22 protein-coding genes are annotated in these 22390 nt (G+C 56.9%); 17 read left to right on the forward strand and 5 right to left on the reverse strand.

The genetic code is table 11. The annotated features are described in order from the left end of the window. Window positions 1–15: 15 nt before the first annotated feature. Window positions 16–444 carry an acyl-CoA thioesterase gene (locus FE788_RS00745; protein ID WP_138378851.1) on the reverse strand — a complete coding sequence of 143 codons (429 nt, stop codon included), beginning with the start codon at window positions 442–444 and terminating at the stop codon, window positions 16–18. Between the two features lie 53 nt (window positions 445–497). Here FE788_RS00745 and FE788_RS00750 point away from each other — a divergent pair, with 53 nt between their 5' ends. Then, on the forward strand, window positions 498–743 hold the full coding sequence (locus FE788_RS00750) for an Lrp/AsnC ligand binding domain-containing protein (protein WP_138378852.1): 246 nt from the start codon (window positions 498–500) through the stop codon (window positions 741–743). Between the two features lie 149 nt (window positions 744–892). Then, a complete protein-coding gene (hemN, locus tag FE788_RS00755) occupies window positions 893–2311 on the forward strand; it encodes an oxygen-independent coproporphyrinogen III oxidase (RefSeq protein ID WP_138378853.1) in 1419 nt (472 codons plus the stop codon). 37 nt (window positions 2312–2348) lie between these two features. On the opposite strand, the gene FE788_RS00760 is transcribed toward hemN, so the two are convergent. After that, a complete protein-coding gene (locus tag FE788_RS00760; protein WP_138378854.1) occupies window positions 2349–2810 on the reverse strand; it encodes a MarR family winged helix-turn-helix transcriptional regulator in 462 nt (153 codons plus the stop codon). A gap of 223 nt (window positions 2811–3033) precedes the next feature. Between FE788_RS00760 and FE788_RS00765 the strand changes: the two genes are divergently transcribed. The 3 genes from FE788_RS00765 to maiA all read left to right on the forward strand — a co-directional run bounded on the left by FE788_RS00765 (window position 3034) and on the right by maiA (window position 5901). Further along, window positions 3034–4164: a homogentisate 1,2-dioxygenase gene (locus FE788_RS00765; protein WP_138378855.1), complete on the forward strand. Its 1131-nt coding sequence runs from the start codon at window positions 3034–3036 to the stop codon at window positions 4162–4164. Between the two features lie 41 nt (window positions 4165–4205). Beyond that, the gene (locus FE788_RS00770) at window positions 4206–5198 is read left to right on the forward strand and encodes a fumarylacetoacetate hydrolase family protein (protein WP_138378856.1); all 993 of its coding nucleotides are present in this window, start codon (window positions 4206–4208) and stop codon (window positions 5196–5198) included. A 67-nt stretch (window positions 5199–5265) separates the two neighbouring features. After that, complete coding sequence (gene maiA, locus FE788_RS00775; protein ID WP_138378857.1) at window positions 5266–5901, forward strand: maleylacetoacetate isomerase; 636 nt, start codon at window positions 5266–5268, stop codon at window positions 5899–5901. 306 nt (window positions 5902–6207) lie between these two features. On the opposite strand, the gene FE788_RS00780 is transcribed toward maiA, so the two are convergent. Then, the gene (locus tag FE788_RS00780; protein WP_138378858.1) at window positions 6208–7206 is read right to left on the reverse strand and encodes a methyltransferase domain-containing protein; all 999 of its coding nucleotides are present in this window, start codon (window positions 7204–7206) and stop codon (window positions 6208–6210) included. A gap of 143 nt (window positions 7207–7349) precedes the next feature. On the opposite strand from FE788_RS00780, the gene FE788_RS00785 reads away from it, so the two are divergent. From FE788_RS00785 to mobA, 5 genes are all read left to right on the forward strand, one after another. After that, window positions 7350–8153 (forward strand): ComF family protein, encoded by an 804-nt coding sequence (locus FE788_RS00785; protein ID WP_210414063.1) that lies wholly within the window; start codon window positions 7350–7352, stop codon window positions 8151–8153. A gap of 71 nt (window positions 8154–8224) precedes the next feature. Further along, complete coding sequence (grxC, locus tag FE788_RS00790) at window positions 8225–8479, forward strand: glutaredoxin 3 (RefSeq protein WP_138378859.1); 255 nt, start codon at window positions 8225–8227, stop codon at window positions 8477–8479. A 15-nt stretch (window positions 8480–8494) separates the two neighbouring features. Next, window positions 8495–9379, forward strand: coding sequence for a carbon-nitrogen hydrolase family protein (locus FE788_RS00795; RefSeq protein WP_138378860.1), 885 nt, complete (start codon window positions 8495–8497; stop codon window positions 9377–9379). Then, complete coding sequence (locus FE788_RS00800; protein ID WP_138378861.1) at window positions 9366–9884, forward strand: DUF1178 family protein; 519 nt, start codon at window positions 9366–9368, stop codon at window positions 9882–9884. The genes FE788_RS00795 and FE788_RS00800 overlap by 14 nt, the downstream gene beginning before the upstream one ends. 52 nt (window positions 9885–9936) lie before the next feature. Beyond that, a complete protein-coding gene (gene mobA / locus FE788_RS00805; RefSeq protein ID WP_138378862.1) occupies window positions 9937–10545 on the forward strand; it encodes a molybdenum cofactor guanylyltransferase MobA in 609 nt (202 codons plus the stop codon). A 12-nt stretch (window positions 10546–10557) separates the two neighbouring features. Here mobA and fdhD read toward each other — a convergent pair whose 3' ends face one another. Together fdhD and ubiG are read right to left on the reverse strand one after the other, a co-directional pair. Next, entirely contained in the window at window positions 10558–11379 is an 822-nt protein-coding gene (gene fdhD, locus FE788_RS00810) for a formate dehydrogenase accessory sulfurtransferase FdhD (protein ID WP_138378863.1), read from the reverse strand. A 5-nt stretch (window positions 11380–11384) separates the two neighbouring features. Beyond that, window positions 11385–12215: a bifunctional 2-polyprenyl-6-hydroxyphenol methylase/3-demethylubiquinol 3-O-methyltransferase UbiG gene (ubiG, locus tag FE788_RS00815; RefSeq protein WP_210414064.1), complete on the reverse strand. Its 831-nt coding sequence runs from the start codon at window positions 12213–12215 to the stop codon at window positions 11385–11387. Window positions 12216–12365: 150 nt separating this feature from the next. On the opposite strand from ubiG, the gene FE788_RS00820 reads away from it, so the two are divergent. The 7 genes from FE788_RS00820 (at window position 12366) to prfA (ending at window position 22388) form a co-directional block, all read left to right on the forward strand. After that, a complete protein-coding gene (locus FE788_RS00820) occupies window positions 12366–13583 on the forward strand; it encodes an aspartate kinase (protein WP_138378864.1) in 1218 nt (405 codons plus the stop codon). Between the two features lie 9 nt (window positions 13584–13592). Continuing rightward, window positions 13593–14639 carry an NAD(P)H-dependent flavin oxidoreductase gene (locus FE788_RS00825; RefSeq protein ID WP_210414065.1) on the forward strand — a complete coding sequence of 349 codons (1047 nt, stop codon included), beginning with the start codon at window positions 13593–13595 and terminating at the stop codon, window positions 14637–14639. A 141-nt stretch (window positions 14640–14780) separates the two neighbouring features. Next, window positions 14781–17045: a phosphoenolpyruvate--protein phosphotransferase gene (ptsP, locus tag FE788_RS00830; RefSeq protein ID WP_138378865.1), complete on the forward strand. Its 2265-nt coding sequence runs from the start codon at window positions 14781–14783 to the stop codon at window positions 17043–17045. A 520-nt stretch (window positions 17046–17565) separates the two neighbouring features. Next, the gene (locus tag FE788_RS00835) at window positions 17566–18726 is read left to right on the forward strand and encodes a helix-turn-helix domain-containing protein (RefSeq protein ID WP_168190204.1); all 1161 of its coding nucleotides are present in this window, start codon (window positions 17566–17568) and stop codon (window positions 18724–18726) included. Window positions 18727–18836: 110 nt separating this feature from the next. Next, window positions 18837–19970: a flavodoxin-dependent (E)-4-hydroxy-3-methylbut-2-enyl-diphosphate synthase gene (ispG, locus tag FE788_RS00840; protein ID WP_138378867.1), complete on the forward strand. Its 1134-nt coding sequence runs from the start codon at window positions 18837–18839 to the stop codon at window positions 19968–19970. Window positions 19971–19991: 21 nt separating this feature from the next. After that, window positions 19992–21242, forward strand: coding sequence for a histidine--tRNA ligase (hisS, locus tag FE788_RS00845; protein ID WP_138378868.1), 1251 nt, complete (start codon window positions 19992–19994; stop codon window positions 21240–21242). A 66-nt stretch (window positions 21243–21308) separates the two neighbouring features. Then, on the forward strand, window positions 21309–22388 hold the full coding sequence (gene prfA / locus FE788_RS00850) for a peptide chain release factor 1 (protein ID WP_138378869.1): 1080 nt from the start codon (window positions 21309–21311) through the stop codon (window positions 22386–22388). The last annotated feature ends 2 nt before the right edge of the window (window positions 22389–22390 follow it).

Genomic DNA, 22390 nt, shown 5'->3' on the forward strand with positions numbered 1-22390 from the left:
GGGGCCTTGTCCGCTTCAGGACGCGGAGTCCTCCATGGGGATCAGGAACTGTTCCATCCGGGCACGGATGTCGCCGGGGATGGGGGTGGCTTTGACCTGCGCCTTGCTGGCCCAGACAATGGTATGATGGTTGATCAGCCGGTCTTCGCCGTCATGCTGGACGCGTATTTCGAGATCAATGCGGCTGCGCCCCAGGGATTTCACCCCCAGAAACACGTCAAGCTTCTCGCCCAGCCGACTGGCTTTAAGGAAAGTGGTATCCACATGCACGGTCGGGGTCATGTGGTCTTCCTGCATCAGCGTGGCATAAGGCATCTCCAGCGGGCCTTCAAACCATTTTTCCAGAACTTCATTGAATATTTCAAAATAACGTGGAAAAAAAACAATGCCGGCCGGATCGGTATGGTTGAAGCGGACGGTAATTTGGGTATGGAAATACTTCATAATCTGATACTTTGAAATTGGATGAACCGTTGATTGGGGATGTGGAGGTGATAATGAAAAATTTTTTCGTGAAAATCAAATGTGAACTGGGAAAAGCCTATGACGTGGCGGCGGCTCTTGTGGATACACTTGAAGACAAGGTGGAGGAAGTCTATTCCATTTCCGGAGAATTTGATCTGATCATGAAAATCCGCCTCAATGATGATGAGGATGTGGGCCTGTTCGTCAATGAACATGTCCACGCTATCGACGGCATCAAGGACACTTTCACCCTGATAGCGTTCAAAGCTTTCAAATAGAGTGAATTATGGCGACAGCATCACATATGGCTGTGTCCTGTTTTCTTCGGATGGTCATGATGCTGTCATATTGATTTTTGATATGGATCAGTGTTTCCGGGGCCTGGATACGGTAAAAAGGCCCCCTATAGCACAAAGGATCCAGAAAGATGACAGCACTGCGGACAAAACGGGAATTGTCCCCAGCCCCCCGGCGTTCTGACAGCGCCTCTCAGCCGGAACGTCCCAAACGCCTGCCGCGGTATACCAGCTATCCGACGGCATTACAGTTTGGCCCGTTGAAGGCGGACCAGGCCCGGCGCTGGCTCGACGAGGTGCCGGAACAGGCGCCGCTCAGCCTTTATTTCCATATTCCCTATTGCGATCAGCTATGCTGGTTTTGCGGTTGTTATACCCATATCAGCAACCATTACGGACCGGTGGAGAAATATCTGTCTGTGCTGATTGAAGAATTGCGGCAAGCCGTGGCCCGGCTGTTTTCAGACGAGGTTGCGCGCCGGAAGGTCAGCCATATTCATTTTGGTGGCGGCTCGCCCACCCTTCTCAAGGCCGAGGATTTCGCGCGGCTTATGAAAGTGGTCTCTGAAACATTTGATATCCTGCCTGATGCGGAAATTGCGGTGGAGGTTGATCCGCGCACGTTGAGTGCGGAAAAGGTACGCACCTATGCGGAACAGGGGGTCAACCGCGTCAGCATGGGCATTCAGGATTTCAATCCCAGGGTCCAGAAAGCCATCAACCGCATTCAGCCGGCCGCCCTGATCGAAGAGTGCTTGGGATGGTTTCAGGATGTGGGAATCAGCAAAATCAATTTTGATTTGATTTATGGCCTGCCCCATCAGACCCTGGACAGCATTCGGGAGACGGTCATGCAATCGATCTCTTATACCCCCTCTCGGATTGCCTTGTTTGGATATGCTCATGTGCCATGGCTGAAAAAACATCAGCGCATGATTCCCACTGAAGCCCTGCCGGATCAGGCGCTGCGCCAGCAGATGTTTGCTGAGGCCAGCGCCCAGCTTGAACAATGCGGGTATAGAGCCATAGGTCTGGACCATTTTGCCCGGCCCGGGGATCCTTTGCTGGAGGCGCGGGACAGGGGTCGTTTGAAAAGAAATTTCCAGGGGTACACCAATGATCCGGCCGAGGTCCTGATCGGGTTTGGCGCGTCGGCCATCAGTTCTCTGCCTGGCGGGTATGTGCAGAACACTACCGATATGAAAGACTATCAGGCCCGGATTCTGGCGGGGCGCAGCGCGGCCCGTCGGGGGGTGGGGTTGCGGCCGCGGGATCTTCTGATGCGGACTATCATTTCGGACCTGATGTGTATGTTTGAAGTCAATCCCGAAGCACGGGCAAAACAACTGGGCGTGACTTATGACTTCGGGCGGGAAAAGGCTGGGTTGCACCGGCTGATTTGTGCCGGCTATATGTGCCAGGACGGGGATGTCTATCGTATCACCGAAGCAGGGCGACCGTATCTCAGGGCCATATGTACGCTGTTTGATGAATATTTTCCCCAGGACAGCGATATTCTGCACCGCTGTATTCATGAAAGCGAAGGCTAGAGTGAATTGTGCATAGGTTGGCTCAATTCACTCTAGACTATTCTCCGACGGTTTTTTCCGCATGCTGGGTCAGTTTCCGGATCAGCGTGTCCAGTTGCGCCTGTTCCTCGGCATTCAGCGTTTTCAGCAAAAGCCGCTCATAGTCGGTCACCAATGGTTCGATGCGGTTATAAATATCCTGGCCTTCATTGGTCAGGGAAAGAATTGACCGCCGCCGATCTTCTTCGGCGTAATGGCGCCGGACATGGCCCTTGTCCAGAAGGCTGTTGACCGCCCGGCTGACGGCCACCTTATCCAGTGCGGTCCGTTCCGCCACTTCCGCCGCGGAAATATTCGGAAAACGGTTCAATAGCGCCATCACTTTCCATTCCGAGGGCGAGATTTTAAACTGTTTGGCATAAATATTTGCCAGCCGCCGGCCAATCATATTGGACAGATATGACAGCCTGTAGGGGAGAAATTCTTCCAGAAGCAGATGTTTTTTTGGGCTTTCAGACATGCTTTTCAAGCTTCTTTGTTAACGGGTTTCCAAGTACGGCACCATTATTCCTTGATAAAGTTACAAATGCAACTATAATAACTTCTGTTTCAGGGCGCGCTAAAACCTAACATTCTTTAACGGCGCAGGCAGCAAGTTTTTGGGCTCTGCTTACAGGGCTTCCGACGCCTAGATAAACCAGAACTGGCTTGGGTCAACCGGGATTAAAAGAGAAGGACAGGGTATGAAAAAATGGATTTCTTTTCCGCACCGGGCGGGCAGGCACTCCCGCCAGGCGCATGTGGATCTGCCGGACGGCACTTATGAGCGTGAAATGGGCAAGGAAGGTTTCTTTGGTCCGGCGGCGCATTTTTATCACACGCACATTCCCACCGGATGGAGCGATTTTCAGGGGCCGCTCAGGCCGCACGCCTTTGATACCAATCTGCTGAGCGAGTTCGGGGGCTCGCCGTGGGATGCCGAGCAACTTCTGGGCAATGCCCATCTGCGTCTCAGAATCTGGAAAACGGACCGGGACATGGATCATCTGGTGCGTAATGCCGATGGGGATGATCTGTTGTTTGTGCATCATGGTCAGGGGGATTTGTATTGTGATTTCGGACATTTGGCTTATGAGGCCGGCGATTATATTGTGATCCCGCGGGGCTGCATGTGGCGTCTGGCGCCTGCGCAAAAAACGGAACTGCTGATGGTTGAGGCGACGGGCAGCCATTATCAGCTGCCGGACAAGGGGCTGGTGGGGCCGCATGCCATTTTCGACCCGGCGATGCTGGATATACCGGCCCTGGACGATGCCTTCGAAACGCAAAGGAGCGACAATGAGAACTGGCGTGTGGTGGTCAAGGCGCGTCAGCAGCTCAGCACCATCACCTATCCCTTCAACCCGCTGGATGCGGTGGGCTGGAAAGGGGATCTGAGCGTAGTGCGGGTCAATGTCCGCGACATCCGCCCGCTGATGAGTCACCGCTATCACCTGCCGCCCAGCGCCCATACCACCTTTGTGGCGGGCCGGTTTGTGGTCTGCACTTTTGCGCCGCGGCCCATCGAAAGCGACCCCGGCGCGCTGAAGGTGCCATTTTATCATAATAATGATGATTATGACGAAGTGATCTTCTATCACCGGGGCAATTTTTTCAGCCGCGATAATATCGAGGAAGGCATGATTACCTATCATCCTTTCGGGTTTACCCACGGCCCCCATCCCAAGGCGTTCGAGGCCGGGAAAAAGGCGGCGCTGAAGGAAACGGACGAGATTGCCGTGATGATCGACAGCCGCGATGCGCTGGATATCGGCGCGGCAGCGGAACGCGTGGAAAACAACGACTATGTAAACAGCTGGAAACCGAAAGACTAGCCGGTGATCCATTCAACCTATAAAATCGAAGGAAGATATTGATGAAACTTGCGTCTTTGAAAGCCGGACGGGACGGCAAACTGATTGTTGTCAATCGGGATCTGACCAAGGCGGTCTCCGCCGACGCCGTGGCCCAGACCATGCAGCAGGCGTTGGATAACTGGGCGGAGCTGTCTCCAAAACTGCAGGCCATTTATGAGGATCTTCAGGCCGGCAAGCTGGACGATGTGGCGTTTGATTTCGATCCCACCAAATGCGCGGCACCACTGCCGCGGGCTTATCACTGGGCCGATGGCTCGGCCTATGTCACCCATGTGGAACTGGTCCGCAAGGCCCGCGGGGCGGAACTGCCGGAAAGTTTCTGGGAAGATCCGCTGGTCTATATGGGCGCGTCAGACGCCTTTATCGGGCCCCATGATGATATTGAGGTGGAAAGCGAGGACTGGGGCATTGATTTCGAGGCCGAGGTGGCGGTGATCACCGATGATGTGCCGGCGGGCATCACCCCGGAACAGGGGCTGGACCATATCAAGCTGATCACCATTCTTAATGATGTTTCGCTCCGGAACCTGATCCCGGCGGAATTGGCCAAACAGTTCGGTTTCTACCAGTCCAAGCCCTGGACCGCCTTTGCGCCGGTGGTGGCGACACCGGATGAACTGGGGGAGGCGTGGAAAGACGGCAAGGTGCATCTGCCGCTTCATGCCATTCTCAACGGCACCAAAATCGGCGCGCCCAATGCCGGGGTGGACATGACTTTTGATTTCGGACGGTTGATTTCACATATCGCCAAGTCCCGCTCGCTTATGGCCGGGACCGTGGTGGGGTCCGGGACGGTGTCTAACCGGGGGTCGAAGGACGGGTCCTGCTGCCTGGCGGAAGTGCGTTGTCTGGAAACCATTGCCGAGGGCAAACCGAAAACCCCGTTTATGAAGTTCGGCGACCGGATTGAAATCGACATGCTTGATAAAGACGGGAAAAGCATCTTTGGCCGCATTGACCAGAAGGTGAAACAATATCATCCGCCCCGTTAAGGGGCATGGTTGACATGAGGCGGGAGGCACCGGAGGCAAGCTTCATCCGCAGAACAGGAGACAGGGCATGAAACTTTACGGCTATTTCCGCTCGTCCGCCGCCTATCGGTTGCGGATTGCACTCAATCTCAAGGGGCTGGAGTATGAGCAGGTTGCTGTCAATCTGCTCAAAGGGGAGCATAAAGCTGAGGCGTACCACAAGGTGAACGCCCAGGGCTTTGTGCCGGCGCTTACCGACGGCGACCTGACCCTGGGTCAATCCATGGCCATGCTGGAATATCTGGAAGAAGCCTACCCGCAAGTGCCGCTCTTGCCCCGGGATGCGGCGGGACGGGCGCGGGTACGCCAGATGGCGAATATTGTGGCCTGTGACATTCATCCGCTGAACAATCTCAGGGTGCTGAAATATATCAAAAATACCTTGGGGGCCAGCGAAGGTCAGAAAACTGCTTGGTATCATCATTGGATTATGGAAGGATTCCAGGCGTTTGAAGCCCTTCTGGTTCAGGGCGGGGCGCAGCGTTTCTGTTACGGCGATCACCCCACCTTTGCGGATGTGTGCCTGGTGCCGCAGGTCTATAATGCGCGCCGTTTCAACTGCTCCCTGGAGGCATTCCCCCGGATCCGCCGCATCGCCGATCATTGCAACCGGCAGGACGCCTTCATCCGGGCCCAGCCGGAAAATCAGCCGGACGCCATCTGAACCCGGGATTTACCCGTTCTGGTGATAAGGCTCAGACCATACCGGTCGGCGATGGCCTTGTATTGGCTCCGGTCTTCTTCCCGCCGGTTCTGAGAAGGATTTCCGCCAGATCCATGAGGCGGTTCAGCAAACCTCCCCCAACTATTTCAACATTTCCCGCCCGATCAAGCTGGAAGCCCGGCTTAATGTGATGTGAGGTCGGGAGCAGGAGTCCAAGGCTTGGTACCTCTGGCAGCAGGCCCCTCATGGGGCCTGCCCCCACCAGAGTGAATCACTCTAATCACAATTCACTCTAAGTGCGGGATGTCACTTGCCCGCCTTTTCGCCGGCGCTGTGTTCCTTGACCCCCAGCGCATCGGCCAGGCGCATTTTGGCGCTGCCGGGTTTCAGGGGTTTCGGCTGGCTTTCATGGGGCGCCCAACCCAGCAGATACAACACCTCAAAAGTGACGGTGATCCGCCCTCGTTCGTCGCTGAACATGTTGCGGTACACCCGGTTCATTTCCATCATCATTTCCGCTGAACTCAACCCCTTATAGCCCTTGACAAGCGCATTGGTTTCTCCCATGCCGCGCAGTTCCATCATCAGCGCCAAGGCGTCCTTGTAGGTAACGGTGATGCGGTCCGTATCCACCACCGGCAGCGCAAAACCGGCCCGCTGCAAAAGGGTGCCTGCCTCGCGCACGTCTACAAACGGCGAGACATGCGGACTTGCCCCGCGGTCCATGTTCAGCTCCGCCTGGAACATGGCCTGACGCAATTCAGTGAGCGTCTCCCCACCGAACAGGGCCGCCAGGAACAGTCCATCGGGCCGCAGTGCCTGACGGATCTGAAGCAGCGTGCCCGGCAGATCATTGACCCAGTGCAGCGACAGATTACTGGTGATCAGGTCCAGACTCTGGGCACGATAGGGCAGAAATTCCTCATCCCCTTGCACCCGCCATGCGGCGGTGTCCCGTTTTGGGGCCTGTGTTGGGGCTTGTGTTGGGGCCTGCCCGGGGCTCTGCGCGGCATGGGCCGCAAGCATGGCCAGGGAAAGATCCTGCTGAATGAGGAGGTCGGGGTTTTTCTGGTTCAACAGGGCCGCAAGCTCCCCCCTGTGGCAACCAAGATCCAGCATACGTTCAAAGGACCGGTTCACATCCAGAAGCTTGTCATACAGCCGGTCGGCCACTTCGCGGAACAGAAAATCATGCTTGTCGAAAATCGCCGCTGCCCGGTCCCGGTGACGGCGCACCTGACGGCGGTCAAAAATCTGCGCGCTGCGGGGGGAAAGGGGGTTTTCTGGGGCGGCGGTCTCTGTCATACTTTTCCTGCACTCATATTCTGTCTGGCGGATTCTGCCTGTGGGATTCTATATGTGGGGGCGGTTTGCGCCGGCGCCGGATTTTTCCAGCCTATGAAGCAGTTATGGCATGGATCGCGGCCGATGAAAAGGGGGGGATGTCGATGAATTTTCTGAAAAATCTGTTGCAGACCTTCCCGTTTTCCCTGGCCCCGGTGCATATGCTGCCCGGCACAGTGGGAGGCCGGCTGCTGGATCTGGTGTTGCCGCCGCGGTGTCTGGCTTGCGGGGGTCTGGTGCAGGAGGCGGCCCGGCTGTGTGCGGTCTGTTGGGGCCGCCTTGACTTCCTTACCGACCCCTGTTGTGCCTGTTGCGGATATCCGTTCGATCTGCGCCATGATGGAAGAACGCAGATGATCTTGTGCGGGGTGTGCCAAAGTCGGCCCCGCCGGTTCGACCGGGCCAGAAGTGCGCTCCGCTACGATGCGGCAAGCCGGCCGCTGGTGTTGGCGTTCAAACATGGCGATCGGACGGATTATGCTCCCTATTTTGCCGACCTCCTGTGGCAGGCCGGGGGAGCGTTGCTTGCGGATTGTGACCTGATTTTGCCCGTTCCCCTGCATCCGCGTCGTCTCAGAAAACGCCGCTATAACCAGGCCGCGTTGCTTTCAGCTATGCTCTCCCGCAAAAGCGGTGTGCCCCACGATCCGCTCCTGGTGCGCCGCCGGCGCCACACCCCGCCCCAGCAGGGCAATCTGGCGGCCCGGGTCCGCAATGTCAGGGGGGCGTTTATACTAAAGGCTTCGGCCCGGGAGGCGGTGGCGGAAAAGGCCGTTTTGCTGATTGATGATGTCTTCACCACCGGGGCCACGCTGGAAGCCTGCGCGGCCGTGTTAAAAAAGGCCGGGGCGCAACGGGTGGATGGGCTGACCCTGTGTCGGGTTGTACAGCCTACGCCTGCTGTATAGGCCCATCCCCGTTGAATATGGTGTAAAAACGCCTATATAGTGGGGAAACGAGTTTTGGAGTGAGCCTTAGGATGAGCAAAATTACCATTTATACCAAACTGTTATGCCCATATTGCATGCGTGCCAAGAATCTGCTGAAAAACAAGGGGCAGGATTTTGAGGAAATTGATATTGGTGATCGTCCCGACCAGCGGCCGATCATGATTGAAAAAGCGGGGGGACGGACCACTGTGCCGCAGATCTTCATTGGCGAGACCCATGTGGGCGGCTGTGACGATCTGTTTGCCCTGGAACGGGCTGGCAAACTGGACGCTCTGCTGGCATAAAGGAAACACCGCACTGTGACTTCTTCTTTTCGCGTAGGACTGGTTCAGATGACTTCCACCAATGTGGTGGCGGAAAATCTGGCCATGGCCACGGCGCTGATCCGCGAGGCGGCGGATCAGGGGGCTGATCTGGTCCTGACGCCGGAATGCACCACCCTTCTGGAACACAGCCGCCGGGCCTTGCTTGACAAGGTGGCGCCCGAAGCTCAGGAGCCCGCCATCGCCCATTTTGCCGCCCTAGCTCAGGAATTGGGTCTGTGGCTGTTGATCGGGTCCATACCGGTTCTGGCGGATCCTGTGAGGGCAGATAATGGAAAGGCGGGCGACAAGGTGGCGAACCGGAGCTTTTTTTTCAGTCCGGAAGGAAAGATGGTGGCGCGTTATGACAAAATTCATATGTTCGACGTCGATTTGCCTGGTGGCGAACAATATCGCGAATCCCGATCCTATGCGCCGGGCCGGCAGGCGGTGCTGGCCGGGACACCGTGGGGGGAGCTGGGGCTAAGCATCTGTTACGATCTGCGGTTTGCGCATCTTTACCGAAAACTTGCGCAGGGCGGGGCAGTTATGTTATCTGTCCCCGCCGCCTTTACCCGTCTTACTGGTGCGGCCCACTGGCATGTGCTGCTCAGGGCCAGGGCCATTGAAACCGGTTGTTTTGTGTTTGCGCCGGCCCAGACCGGCACGCATGTTATGGAGCGGCAAACCTATGGCCATTCCCTGATTGTCGATCCCTGGGGCACGGTGATTGCGGATGGCGGCACGGATCCCGGGGTGGTGGTGGCGGATATTGATCTTGCCGACGTCTCCAAGGCCCGCACACGCATTCCGTCCCTGCATCATGACCGGGACTTTGTGGGGCCCAGTAACGAAGTGGATATGAAAAATGATAGTGTTTGATCTGAAATGTGCTGAAAATCACGTTTTTGAAGCCTGGTTCAAGAACAGCGAAGCCTATGAGGCGCAGGCGGCGGCACGGCAGATCGTGTGCCCGCACTGCGGCAATACGCAGATCGGCAAGTCCGTGATGGCGCCCAATATTGCGGTCAAAAGTAACCGCAAGGAGGAGACGCGTGCTCCGGCGGGACCGGAGTCCATGTTGCAACGGAAAAGTTATCATGTAGCCGCCAGCGCCAATGTGCCCCAAGGGCCCGAGGTGTCTGCCGAGGATGTCAAGCGGGCCATGGAACACATGTATGAAACCATGGCGAAATACCGCAAATATATTCAGGAAACCTGTGAGAATGTCGGGGCGGATTTTGCCGAGGAGGCCCGCAAGATCCATTACGGGGAAGCGGAAGAGCGTGGTATTTATGGGGAAGCCACACTGGAGGAAACCCAGGAACTTCTGGACGAGGGCATTGAAATTTTCCCCGTGCCGGGGGGCACCAAGCTGGACAGTTGAGGCCCGGCGGGCCCTGCTGGTCTTTGCCATCATTTTCCGTTAGGCTGATCCGATGATCCACCGGGAAAAACCATTGGGGGTTATCCTCGCTGGCGGCCAGTCCCGCCGCATGGGCGGGCAGGACAAGTTTCTCCTGCCGCTTGGGACAGCGCCGATGATCGGCCACATCATTGAGCGGGTCCGCCCCCAGGTGCGCCGGCTGTATCTTAACGTAAACCGTTCCGTACCGGAAATCCGGGCGCTGGGCCTGCCGCTGCTTAAGGACGGTGAGGGAAGCGGGCAAGGCCCGCTGGCCGGGCTTGAAGCGGCGTTGCGGCTGGCTTGGCGCGAGGGGGACCATGTGGTGGCTACTTTCGCCTGTGACGTGCCGTTTTTGCCAAAAAATTATATCAGACGACTTCTGGAGGAGATGCACCGCCGGCAAACCCGGTTGGCTTTGCCGTCTTCGGGGGACCGGTTGCATCCGGTCTGTGGGCTGTGGCACCGGGACCTTCTGACGGATTTGCAAGCTTATCGGGCGGCGGGGGGACGAAAAATGCTGGACTGGGTGGCGCGTCATGATTTTTCCCGGGTTGTTTTTTCCGGCACCCCGGACCCGTTCCTCAATGTCAATACCCGGACGGACCTGGACCAGGCCGCCCGCTGGATCAAGCCCTGCTGACAGAACCGTGCCCTATAGCAGGCGCCGGCCGCTGTCGGTGTGGATGTCCATACTGTCCTTGCGCACCAGGGTCAGGACCGTCAACCCCGTCTCTTCGGCCAGGGATAGTGCCAGTGCGGTGGGCGCTGAAATGGCCGCCAGAACCGGGATGCCGAAACAGGCTGCTTTCTGAACCATTTCAAAACTGCATCGGCTGGTGATCAGGGCAAATCCCGCTGCGGGGTTCATATTCTGGCGCAGCATGTGCCCGATCAGCTTGTCCAGCGCATTATGGCGGCCCACATCTTCGCGGGCGGCAAGGATTTGGCCGTCCCGATCACAAAACGCGGCGGCGTGAACCGCCCCGGTTTGCCGGTTCAATGGCTGATGGGCGTCAAGGTGGCGCATGGCAGCATGGATCACGGCGGGAGAAATTTTTATGGGTGAGGAGAGAGGCGGAAGGGGACGGGTTATATACTCCAGACGCTCAATGCCGCACAATCCGCAGCCGGACCGCCCACTCATCTGCCGCCGGATTCGGTTCAGGCGGGCAAAACAGCGCGGCGTGATTTCCAGTGCCGCGACCAGCCCGGCCGGGCTTTTGTTCAGTTTCAGATCCAGAATGTCCCTCGGCCCGTCAATAACCCCTTCGGTCAGGCTGAATCCATAGGCGAAATCCTCAATATCCCGGGGGGTGATCATCATAACGGCATGGCTGATACAATTATATTCCAGCGCCACAGGAATTTCGCAGGCTACCTCGCGCTGAACAACAGCGGTGCCGGCCGGGGTCCACAGACGGGCTGTGCGGGCGAGGCGGGGCGCTTGCAAAGCGATTTTGTCGGGATCGGCCATGAGGCTCAGTCCCTGGTGGCAAAAGCCACATAGTTGACGGAAAAGTCATGGTCGCTGAGGGACCAGCGTCCCGTCAGGGGATGATAAACCATGCCTTTGATATCCTTCACCTCGAACCCGCTTTGACGCAGGGCGCGGCTGAGTTCGGAAGGGCGCAGGAATTTTTTCCAGTCATGGGTGCCTCTGGGCAGCCAGCGTAACACATATTCCGCGCCGGCAATGGCCATCAGCCAGGATTTGGTGGTGCGGTTGAGGGTGGAAAGCGTCATGCCGCCGCCGTCCCGCAACAGGCTGTGGCAAGCGTCCAGAAAGGAGGGAATGTCGGCCACATGTTCGATCACTTCCATATTCAGAATGGCGTCGAATTTTTCCCCCTTGGCGGCCAGTTCTTCGGCGGTGGTGGCGCGATAATCAATGTCCAGCCCCATTTGCATTGCATGGGTGGCGGCCGTGTGAATGTTTTTTTCGGAGGCGTCTGCTCCCACCATTTCAGCGCCAAGGCGTGTCAGCGGTTCACACAGCAGCCCCCCGCCACATCCGATATCCAGAATACGCAGGCCCTTAAGCGCATCCGGGGCCATAACATCCCGTCCGAAATGGGTGCACAAGGCGTTTTTGATGAAAGTGATGCGGGTCGGGTTGAGCTTATGCAGCGGCTTGAAGGGGCCGTTGGGGTCCCACCAGGTGGCGGCCAAAGCCGAAAAATTGGCAACTTCTTCAGGATCAACTGATTTGGGCCGGTCCGCGCTTGCGGCCGGTTCTTGGGGGGGTGGGGAGAGTCCGCCGGAAAGTCCGGGCCTGTCTTCTGGTGTCGGGGCATGAAATATCTCAAGCAATTAGCGCGAAAAAAACCACTAAATATACACTATACTCAACTCAATCCTTGCTTCAAGCGAATAGACGCGTATATGTATAGCGCGGTTTTTTGTCAAAAGACCCCCAAAATTATAAAATGATAACCAAGGGGGCTAACCCGGGTTTTTGGAATGTCAAGAATAGTGATGAAATTTGGCGGAACCTCCGTGGCCGACCTGGATCGGATCCGGAACGTCGCCGCCCGCGTCAAGAAAGAGGTTGATTCCGGTCATCAGGTTGCTGTTGTGGTGTCCGCCATGGCCGGAACGACGGATCAGCTGGTCAAATGGGTGGAAGAGGCCTCGCCACTGCATGACGCCCGCGAATATGATACGGTGGTGGCTGCCGGAGAACAGATTACCTCCGGGCTTCTGGCGCTGACGTTGCAGAATATGGGGGTGTCTGCCCGGTCCTGGCTGGGCTGGCAGGTGCCGTTTCGCACCGATAACGTGCATGGCGCTGCCCGTATTAAGGAAATTGATACCACCCGCATGCGCGAACGGCTTAAGGAAGGCGTGGTCTGTGTCATGGCCGGATTTCAGGGAATCGCCGATGACAACCGGATTTCCACGCTGGGGCGGGGCGGCTCGGATACTTCGGCCGTGGCTCTTGCGGCGGCGCTGGAGGCGGACCGGTGTGATATTTATACGGATGTGGAAGGGGTGTTTACCACCGATCCGCGGATTGTGCCGAAAGCGCGCAAGCTGGATAAAATCACTTATGAGGAAATGCTGGAAATGGCCTCGCTGGGCGCCAAGGTGCTGCAAACCCGTTCCGTGGCCATGGCCATGAACCATGGGGTGCGGGTTCAGGTGCTGTCAAGTTTTACCGACGCCCCCGGGACATTGGTTGTTGATGAGGATGAAATCGTGGAAAAACAAGTAGTCAGCGGCATTGCCTATGCCAATAACGAAGCAAGAATCACCCTTGTGGGCGTTGCCAACACGCCGGGGATTGCTGGGGATGTCTTTGGCCCGCTTGCCGAAGGCAATATCAATGTGGATATGATCATTCAGAATGAATCCGAGGACGGGCTGAAAACCGACATCACCTTTACCGTTCCCAAGGGCGATGTGGAAAAAGCCACGGATATTCTGGAAAATTCTCGCAAGGTGCAGTTCGACCGGCTGATTTCGGACAAGAATGTCGTTAAAATTTCCGTGATCGGGGTCGGCATGCGGTCCCATGCCGGGGTCGCCGCCACCATGTTCCAGACCTTGGCGGAGAAGGGCATCAACATCCAGGTGATTTCCACCTCTGAAATCAAGATCAGCGTACTGATCGATTCTCAATATACCGAACTGGCCGTTCGGGCATTGCATACGGCTTACGGCCTGGACAGCGAATAAGGCCGACAGATGTCGACCGGAACGGACCAGGAAGGGGAAGATGGCATGAGGCAGAACGGATATAAACGCCTGGAGCAGCTCTGGCGCCGGGGATGCGAATTCCTGGGCACGGAATATGCTATACTGGGCGGCGCCATGAGCTGGGTCTCAGAACGTCATCTGGTTTCGGCCCTGTCCAATGCCGGCGGATTTGGTGTGATCGCCTGTGGCAGCATGACACCGGATCTTCTGGATCAGGAGATCGCCGCCACCAAGACCATGACCGACAAGCCGTTCGGGGTGAACCTGATTACTATGCATCCGGAACTGGAGGCGTTGGTGGATGTGGTTCTGGATCATGGCATGGGCCATGTGGTTCTGGCGGGGGGCATTCCGCCTGGAGGCGCCATTCAGAAACTGAAGGATGGTGGAGCCCGAGTGATCTGTTTTGCGCCGGCGCTGGTGTTGGCCAAAAAACTGCTGCGTTCCGGGGTTGATGCCCTGGTGATTGAAGGATCGGAAGCTGGCGGTCATATTGGCCCGGTGTCCACCTCTATCCTGGCCCAGGAAATTCTGCCGCATATTTCAGAGGTGCCGGTGTTTGTGGCCGGGGGCATTGGCCGGGGCGAGGCGATTGCCGGCTATCTTGAAATGGGGGCGTCCGGGGCCCAGCTTGGCACCCGGTTTGTCTGTGCCGAGGAATGTATCGCCCATGAAAATTTCAAAAAGGCCTTCCTCAAAAGCAGCGCCCGGGATGCGGTGGCTTCGATCCAGCTGGACCCACGGTTTCCGGTTATACCGGTCCGGGCCCTGAAAAACGAAGCCTCTGAGAGATTTATGCAAACCCAGCGTGATGTGATAAATAAATATCAGGCTGGGGAGATCGACCTGAAGGAGGCGCAGCTGGCCATTGAACATTTCTGGGCCGGGGCGCTGCGCAAGGCCGTGATTGAGGGGGATGTGGAAAATGGTTCCCTGATGGCCGGCCAGAGTGTCGGCATGGTTTCCAAGATACAGCCGGTACGGGAGATTATACAGGAACTGGTGGAACAGGCGGCGGCGCATCTTGATCGGTAAACAGGCGGGGAATAGCCTTGTTTTCTTGCGATGGTGTCGCCCCGGTAACGTTCCGCCTGCGATGTTCCACCCTGTAACAGCGGAGTGACCGCTGGACCTTGAAAAAGGTTTGTGGCGCTTCGGGCAGATAAAGGAGGGGATATGACCCCTGTAAGCAGTGCACCGCGCCTTTTATTGAGGCGATTACATAAGATCATGGCCGGGACCGGTTCCGCCGAGGACCGCCTGAACCAGGTGGTGCGTCTGATTGCGGCGAACATGGTGGCCGAGGTGTGTTCCGCCTATTTTTTGCGGGGCGGCGAAATTCTTGAACTGTTTGCCACCGAAGGCCTGAAAACCTCGGCCATTCACAGGACCCGTCTGCGCGTTGGCGAGGGGCTGGTGGGGCATGTGGCGAGTACAGGCACGCCACTGAGCCTGACAGACGCCCAGAATCACCCTAAATTTGTCTATCGGCAGGAAACTGGCGAGGAAGCCTATCATTCCTTTCTGGGGGTGCCAATCCTCAGGGCTGGCCGGGTGGCGGGGGTTCTGGTGATTCAGAACCGGGCCCGGCGGCAATATACCGAAGAGGAAGTGGAGGTTCTGCAAACCGTGGCCATGGTGCTGGCCGAACTGGTGGCCAGCGGCGAACTGTTTGATCCTTATGAGCAACCCGAAGGCACCCTGGAACGGGCGGCAACGCCGCGGTTTGAAGGGGTGGTGTTTTCCGAAGGCCTCGCAGAAGGGGTGGCTGTGCTGCATGAACCCCGGGTTGAGGTGATCCACCATATTTCCGAGGATCCGGAAAAGGAAAAGAAACGTCTTAAAAAGGCGCTTCAGGACCTGGAGCAGGAAATCGATTCCATGATGTCGGCGGAGGATTTTCGTCATCACGGAGAACACCGGGAAATCCTCGATGTTTACAAGCTATTTGCCCGGGACCGGGGGTGGCAGGAAAAAATCACGGATGCCATTGAATCGGGGCTGACGGCAGAAGCGGCGGTGGAACGGGTGCAGATGGAAAATCGCAGCCGGATGCAGCAAACCCGGGACCCATATCTGAGAGAGCGGCTGAGCGATCTGGATGATCTGGCCAATCGGCTGATCCGGCATTTGATGGGCAAGGTGGGTACGGCGGCCGGCGCGGCGTTACCGGATAATGCCATTGTTGTGGCGCAGAATATGGGGCCGGCCGAACTTCTGGATTATGACCGGGAAAAACTGCAGGCTGTGATTCTGCAGCAGGGCAGCCCCACAGCCCATGTGGCGATTGTGGCCCGGGCTCTGGGCATTCCCATGGTTGGTCAGGTGGAACAGGCCATGCTCCATGTGGAGGAGGGTGAGCAGGTCATTGTCGATGGCGTGGACGGGGTGGTTTATTTCTCCCCCCAGCCAGAGATCCTGGCCAGCTATCAAGAAAATATCCGCGCCCGGGCGGAGCTTCTGGCCAGCTACGAAGCCTTGCGGGACAAACCGGCGGTGACCCGGGACGGGATTGAAATTGATCTGTTTATCAATGCGGGCCTGTCGGTGGATATGGACGGGCTGGAGCGCACCGGCGCGTTGGGCGTAGGGCTGTTCCGCACGGAATTCCAATTCATGGTCAGTGCCACCATGCCCAAAGTGGATATTCAGGCGGAATTCTATCGTTCCATTCTTGAATCAGCCGCCGACAAGCCCGTGGTGTTCCGTACACTGGATATTGGCGGCGACAAACCGGTGTCTTTCCTGAAGCGGGATGAAGAAGCCAACCCGGCGCTGGGCTGGCGGGCCATGCGTATTTCCCTCGACCGTCCGGCGCTGTTGCGCTATCAGCTCAGGGCCCTGTTGCAGGCGACAGCCGGCAAGGTTTTTTATGTCATGTTTCCGATGATCGCCGATGTCAGCGAGTTTCAGCAGGCGCGGGCCATCCTGCAGCGGGAACTGGACTGGCTCGACAAATTCAACAAAAAGGGGCCGACGGAAATCAAGGTCGGCACCATGCTGGAAGTGCCATCATTGCTGTGGCAACTGGACAACCTGCTGCCGCTGGTGGATTTTGTGTCTGTAGGCAGCAATGACCTGATGCAGTTTTTCTTTGCCTGTGACCGGGAAAACCCGAAATTGGCGGACCGGTATGATCCGCTCTCCCCGGCGGCGCTCAGCATGCTGAAATTTATTGTTGACAAATGCGCAGAATATAAAGTGCCGGTGACGCTGTGCGGAGAGCTGGGCGGCAAGCCGTTGGCGGCGATGGCCATGTTGGGGATTGGCTTTACCCGCCTGTCCATTGCGCCAGCCTCAGTCGGGCCCGTGAAAATGATGATCCGCAGCCTTGATCTGGGCCAGCTTAAATCCTATCTCGACGGTCTCCTGAGTCGTCCGGATCACAGTCTGAGGGGCAAACTCATAGCCTTTGCCCGGGATCACGGGATCCAGATTTGACCAAATCGGGCTCATTTAGGCCAAAATAGCTGTTTTGTTTACGGTATTTGCAATTTTTTGTTGACTCGGCACATTAATCTAAGCTTCACTTCCGAAGAAACCCTTAAACAACCGTTAACAAATTGACCGATATAGAAAAAACGACGTTTTCTTAACGAAAAAATAATCTGCGCAGGATATAGTGCAGAAACAATGCGCCAGGCAAAGGCAGAGAGTGATCCCTGCGGCAAGGGCGCATTAATTCGAGCGGGCGGGAATTCTACACCAGAATAACAACAGAGGCTGAAAAACATCCCCGAGATGTCTTCCGGATATTGGTCAAAAAATCGCCCAATAATTCGGAGAATACTGCGACCAGAATTTTGGGACAGGTCTTTTCCCATCTGTCAGTAAACATGTTCGAGAAAAGACCGTTGTATTTTAACCGTTGTATTTTGGATGCATGCCTCGGGTATGAATGGAATGAGATCAAATGGTTATAGGGGAAAAACATAAGCCTGACTCTGTCCGGGCGCAACACTTGGCAGAAGAGCAGGCAGAAGAGCAAACGGTACGGACCGACCATCGCCCCGATGTGGGGAGCCTTTTGCGGCAGGCGCGGGAAAATCATCCTGTCCGCGATCTGGATCAGATCGCGCGGGAATTATGTATCCGCAAACATATGCTGGCGGCGCTGGAAGACAACAACTTCACGATTTTTCCTTCGGCCTGCTATGCCAGCGGTTTTCTAAAGAGCTATGCCACTTACCTGGGGCTGGACGCGACCCAGATACTGGCCCAGTTCAGGCAGGAATTTGACGGGGCCAGTGAACGGGTGGAACTGGTGTTTCCGGAGGCTCCGCCGCGCCGGGAATGGCCGCTGGGCCTGATGGCTTCCGTGGCTACGGTGTGTCTCCTGATTGTGACCGGGGTATGGATTTGGGCGGGAGAGGACACTAAGGTCTCTTCGCTGACGGAAATCGCCAATGTCAGTTCCACGATTTTTGCCTCTGCCGTCGCGGTTACCGATACTCTTCATAAGAGCGTTGATCACGATAAGAGTGTTGATCACGAGACCGTGGGGCGGGAGGCTCTTGGCCCGGATGAGAAAACGTCAGCCGCGACCCCCATTCTGGTCCGCAATGATTCAAATGACTCAAATGACTCGGTTGATAGTGCTGCTGGTATTGCCGCGGGAGTAATCTCTAAGGAACCGGCACGGGTCCTGGCTGCGGCGGTGCCGGGTGGTGCTGCCCTGGCGGATAATACTCAAGCAAATAACATTCAAGCCAATAACACTCAGGCGGATAACATGCCATCCCCGGACCGCGAACCGGCTTCTGTCGCGCCGTCGTTGCGTTTCAGCCTTGTGGAGCAGGCGGCCGCCCATACCAGTCCAGCGGAGGCTGCGCAACCATTGGCAGCAGAAGGTGACATTCGCCTGTCTGCTGAACAGGATGTCTGGGTGCGCATCACCGGGGATCAGGGTAAGATCCTGATGGACGGGGTGATGCAGGCCGGTGAAGCCTTTTATGTGCCCAAACGCCCGGGGCTGCGCCTGATGACCTCGAATGCTTCGGCAGTGTCCATTTATGTGGGGGGCGAAGCCCTTTCTCCGCTGGGGGATTATGGTCAGATCGTCACTGAACTGGCGCTGGAGCGGAAAAAGTTGCTGCAAAAAACCGCCATGCACGCCCGGTAGCGCTGGATTTTACCGTCTTTGCGCCCTTCCTTATGCTTTCCACTTGAAATCAGAAAGCAGATCTCGCATGTTTAGGGCCCGAAGAATGGCGACGACAAACGGATAGTTCCATGAGCGTGCGACCCTATCGCGACATACAGAGAAGAAAATGCCGGCAGATCATGGTGGGCACGGTGCCGGTGGGCGGGGATGCGCCTATTTCCGTGCAAAGCATGACCAATACGCTGACCCATGATGTGCGGGCGACGGTGAACCAGATTCGAGAACTGGAGGAGGCCGGTGCCGATATTGTACGCGTCTCTTGCCCGGACGAGGACAGCACCGCGGCACTCAAAACCATTGTCCGTGAAGCCAGGGTGCCGATTGTCGCCGACATCCATTTTCATTACAGACGTGCCATTGAGGCTGCTGAGGCCGGCGCGGCCTGCCTGCGCATCAATCCCGGTAATATCGGGTCTGCTGAGCGGGTACGTGAAGTCGTAAAGGCCGCCCGGGATCATGGCTGTTCCATGCGCATTGGGGTCAATGCGGGCTCGCTGGAAAAACATCTTCTGGAACAGTTTGGCGAACCCTGCCCGGAAGCCATGGTTCAAAGTGCGCTGGAACATGCGGCCCTTCTCGAAGACAATGATTTCCGCGAATTCAAGATCAGCGTCAAGGCGTCGGATGTGTTCCTCGCCGTGGCCGCCTATCAGGGCCTGGCGGAAGCCTGTGACTATCCGTTGCATCTGGGCATTACCGAAGCCGGAGGCTTGCGCGGCGGGACGGTGAAATCCTCCATCGGCATGGGTATGCTGTTATGGTCAGGAATCGGCGATACCATTCGGGTATCGCTCAGCGCGGACCCGGTGGAGGAAATCAAGGTGGGGTTTGAAATGCTCAAGACCCTCGGCCTCAGGCATCGCGGGGTGCGGATTGTCTCCTGCCCGTCCTGCGCGCGTCAGGCTTATCCCGTAATCAAGACGGTGGAGGTTCTGGAAAAGCGGCTGGAGCATATTTCCACGCCCTTGAGCTTAAGCATCATTGGCTGTGTGGTCAACGGTCCGGGCGAAGCCCGCGAAACCGATATTGGTCTTACCGGTGGCGGCAATGGCAATCATATGGTCTATTTGTCCGGCGTGGCGGATCACAAGATTGACGATGAACATCTGGTGGATCATATCGTGGAACTGGTCGAAAGAAAGGCCGCCGAAATCGAGGCCGAAACGGCGGATGCCGCAGACCCCGTTCAAAAAGCTTCATAAATAAATTCAAGGAGGAAAATCTTGGCGCGTCTCCAGCCGGTGCGTGGAACCCATGACATTCTGGGCGAGAAGGCCCGGGCGTTCCGTTATATTACCGAAACTTTCCGGACCGTGGCGGAACGTTATGGTCATCAGGAAATCGCCACGCCCATTTTCGAATTTACCGAAGTCTTCAATCGCACCCTGGGCGAAACGTCGGATGTGGTGTCCAAGGAAATGTATACCTTTGTGGACCGGGGCGGGGAAAGCCTGACGCTGAGACCCGAATATACCGCCGGCATCGCCCGCGCCTTTCTGTCCGGTGGCCTGCAACAGGCAGCCCCCTGCAAGTTTTATGGTTTCGGGCCCATGTTCCGCTATGAACGTCCGCAAAAGGGCCGCATGCGCCAGTTTCATCAGATTGATGTGGAAATTCTCGGAGTGCCGGAACCGCAGGCGGATATTGAGCTTTTGGCCATGGCGGCCGATCTGCTGGAAGCGCTGGGCCTGAAGGATCATGTCACGCTGGAGCTGAATTCACTGGGGGACCCGGAAAGCCGCGATGCGTATCGCGGGGCGCTGGTGGAATATTTCAGCGCTCATGAGGACAAACTCAGCGAAGACAGCCGTCAGCGCCTGAAGCGTAACCCCCTGCGTATTCTCGACAGCAAAGATGAAGGGGACCGGGAACTGGTCAAAAACGCGCCGCTGTTGCATGATTATTTCAATGAGGCGTCCAGGGATTTTTTCCAGGCCGTAACCGACGGGCTCGACGCGCTGAATATTCCCTATACGCTCAATCCCCGACTGGTGAGGGGGCTGGATTATTACAGCCATACGGCGTTTGAATTCACTACCGACCGGCTGGGGGCGCAGGGCACGGTTCTGGCTGGCGGACGCTATGACGGGCTGATGGAACAGATGGGCGGTCCGGCCACCGCTGGGATCGGCTGGGCCGCGGGATTGGAACGCCTGAGCGAATTGCTGCCAGCCGATGCGCTGCCGGCCGATTCTCGCCCGGTAAGCCTTATTCCAGTGGGAACGGAGGCCCAGACGGCGGCGCTGAAACTGGCGCGGGATTTGCGCCGGGCCGGATTTGTGGTGGATATGGGCTATCGCGGCAATCTGGGCAAACGCATGAAGCGGGCCGATAAACTGAACAGCCGCCTGGCCGTGCTCATGGGCGAGGATGAATTGGCCCGGGGGGTTGTCACCATCAAGGATCTGGACCGTGGCGCGCAGCAGGAAGTGGCGCTTGAGGTGGTGGCCGATCATCTGAATCATTATCGTTAGCCTTCTTTTCCCGTTGTGTGCCGTGCCACATCAGCCCTGCTCAGGAAAAGAAGGACATAAGACAAAATGATACCCATAGAAAAACTCGACCAGTTGATCGCCCGCCATGAGGAACTGGAACATCTCATGGCTGAAGGAACGGACCTTTCCTCCGCCGATTTTGTGGCCATTTCCAAGGAATACAGCGAGCTCAACCCCGTGGTCAAAACTGCCAGAACCTATCAGGAAACGGTGCGCGAGATTGCCGACCTCGAAGACATGCTGGCGGACCGGGAAACGGATCCGGAAATGCGGGAATTGGCGGAACTGGAACTGCCGGTGTTGAAGAAAAAATTGCCGGAACTGGAACGGGAGGTGCAGCTGATGCTGCTGCCCAAGGATGTGGATGACGAAAAAAGCGCCATTCTGGAAATTCGGGCCGGTACTGGCGGGGACGAGGCGGCGTTGTTTGCCGGTGACCTGTTTCGCATGTATCAGCGGTATGCCCAGAACAGGGGCTGGAGTTTCGAGGTGGTCAGCGCCTCGGAAAGCGATCAGGGGGGCTTCAAGGAAGTGGTGATTTCTGTTAGTGGCAAAGGCGTGTTTGCGCGACTGAAATATGAATCCGGCGTGCATCGGGTGCAACGGGTGCCGGAAACCGAAGCCGGCGGTCGTATCCACACCTCCGCCGCCACTGTGGCGGTCATGCCGGAAGTGGAAGATGTGGACATCGACATCAAGGACAGTGATTTGCGCATTGATGTGTTCCGGGCTTCGGGCGCGGGCGGGCAGCATGTAAACACCACCGACAGCGCGGTGCGCATCACCCATATTCCCACCGGCATTGTGGTCAGCCAGCAGGATGAAAAATCCCAGCATAAAAACAAGGCCAAGGCGCTGAAAATCCTGCGCGCGCGGATTTATGACGCTGAACGGGCCCGTCGGGATGCGGAACGGGCCGCGAGCCGTAAGAGTCAGGTGGGCTCCGGCGACCGGTCGGAACGCATCCGAACCTATAATTTCCCGCAGGGGCGTGTGACCGATCACCGCATCAACCTGACCCTGTATAAACTGGATCAGGTGATGGCGGGAGAGGCTTTGGATGAGCTTATTTCGGCACTGATTACCGAAGACCAGGCGGCGAAACTGGCCGAAATGAACAATTGATC

Source organism: Luteithermobacter gelatinilyticus, assembly GCF_005849285.1.
Classification (GTDB): Bacteria; Pseudomonadota; Alphaproteobacteria; order Sphingomonadales; family Emcibacteraceae; genus Luteithermobacter; species Luteithermobacter gelatinilyticus.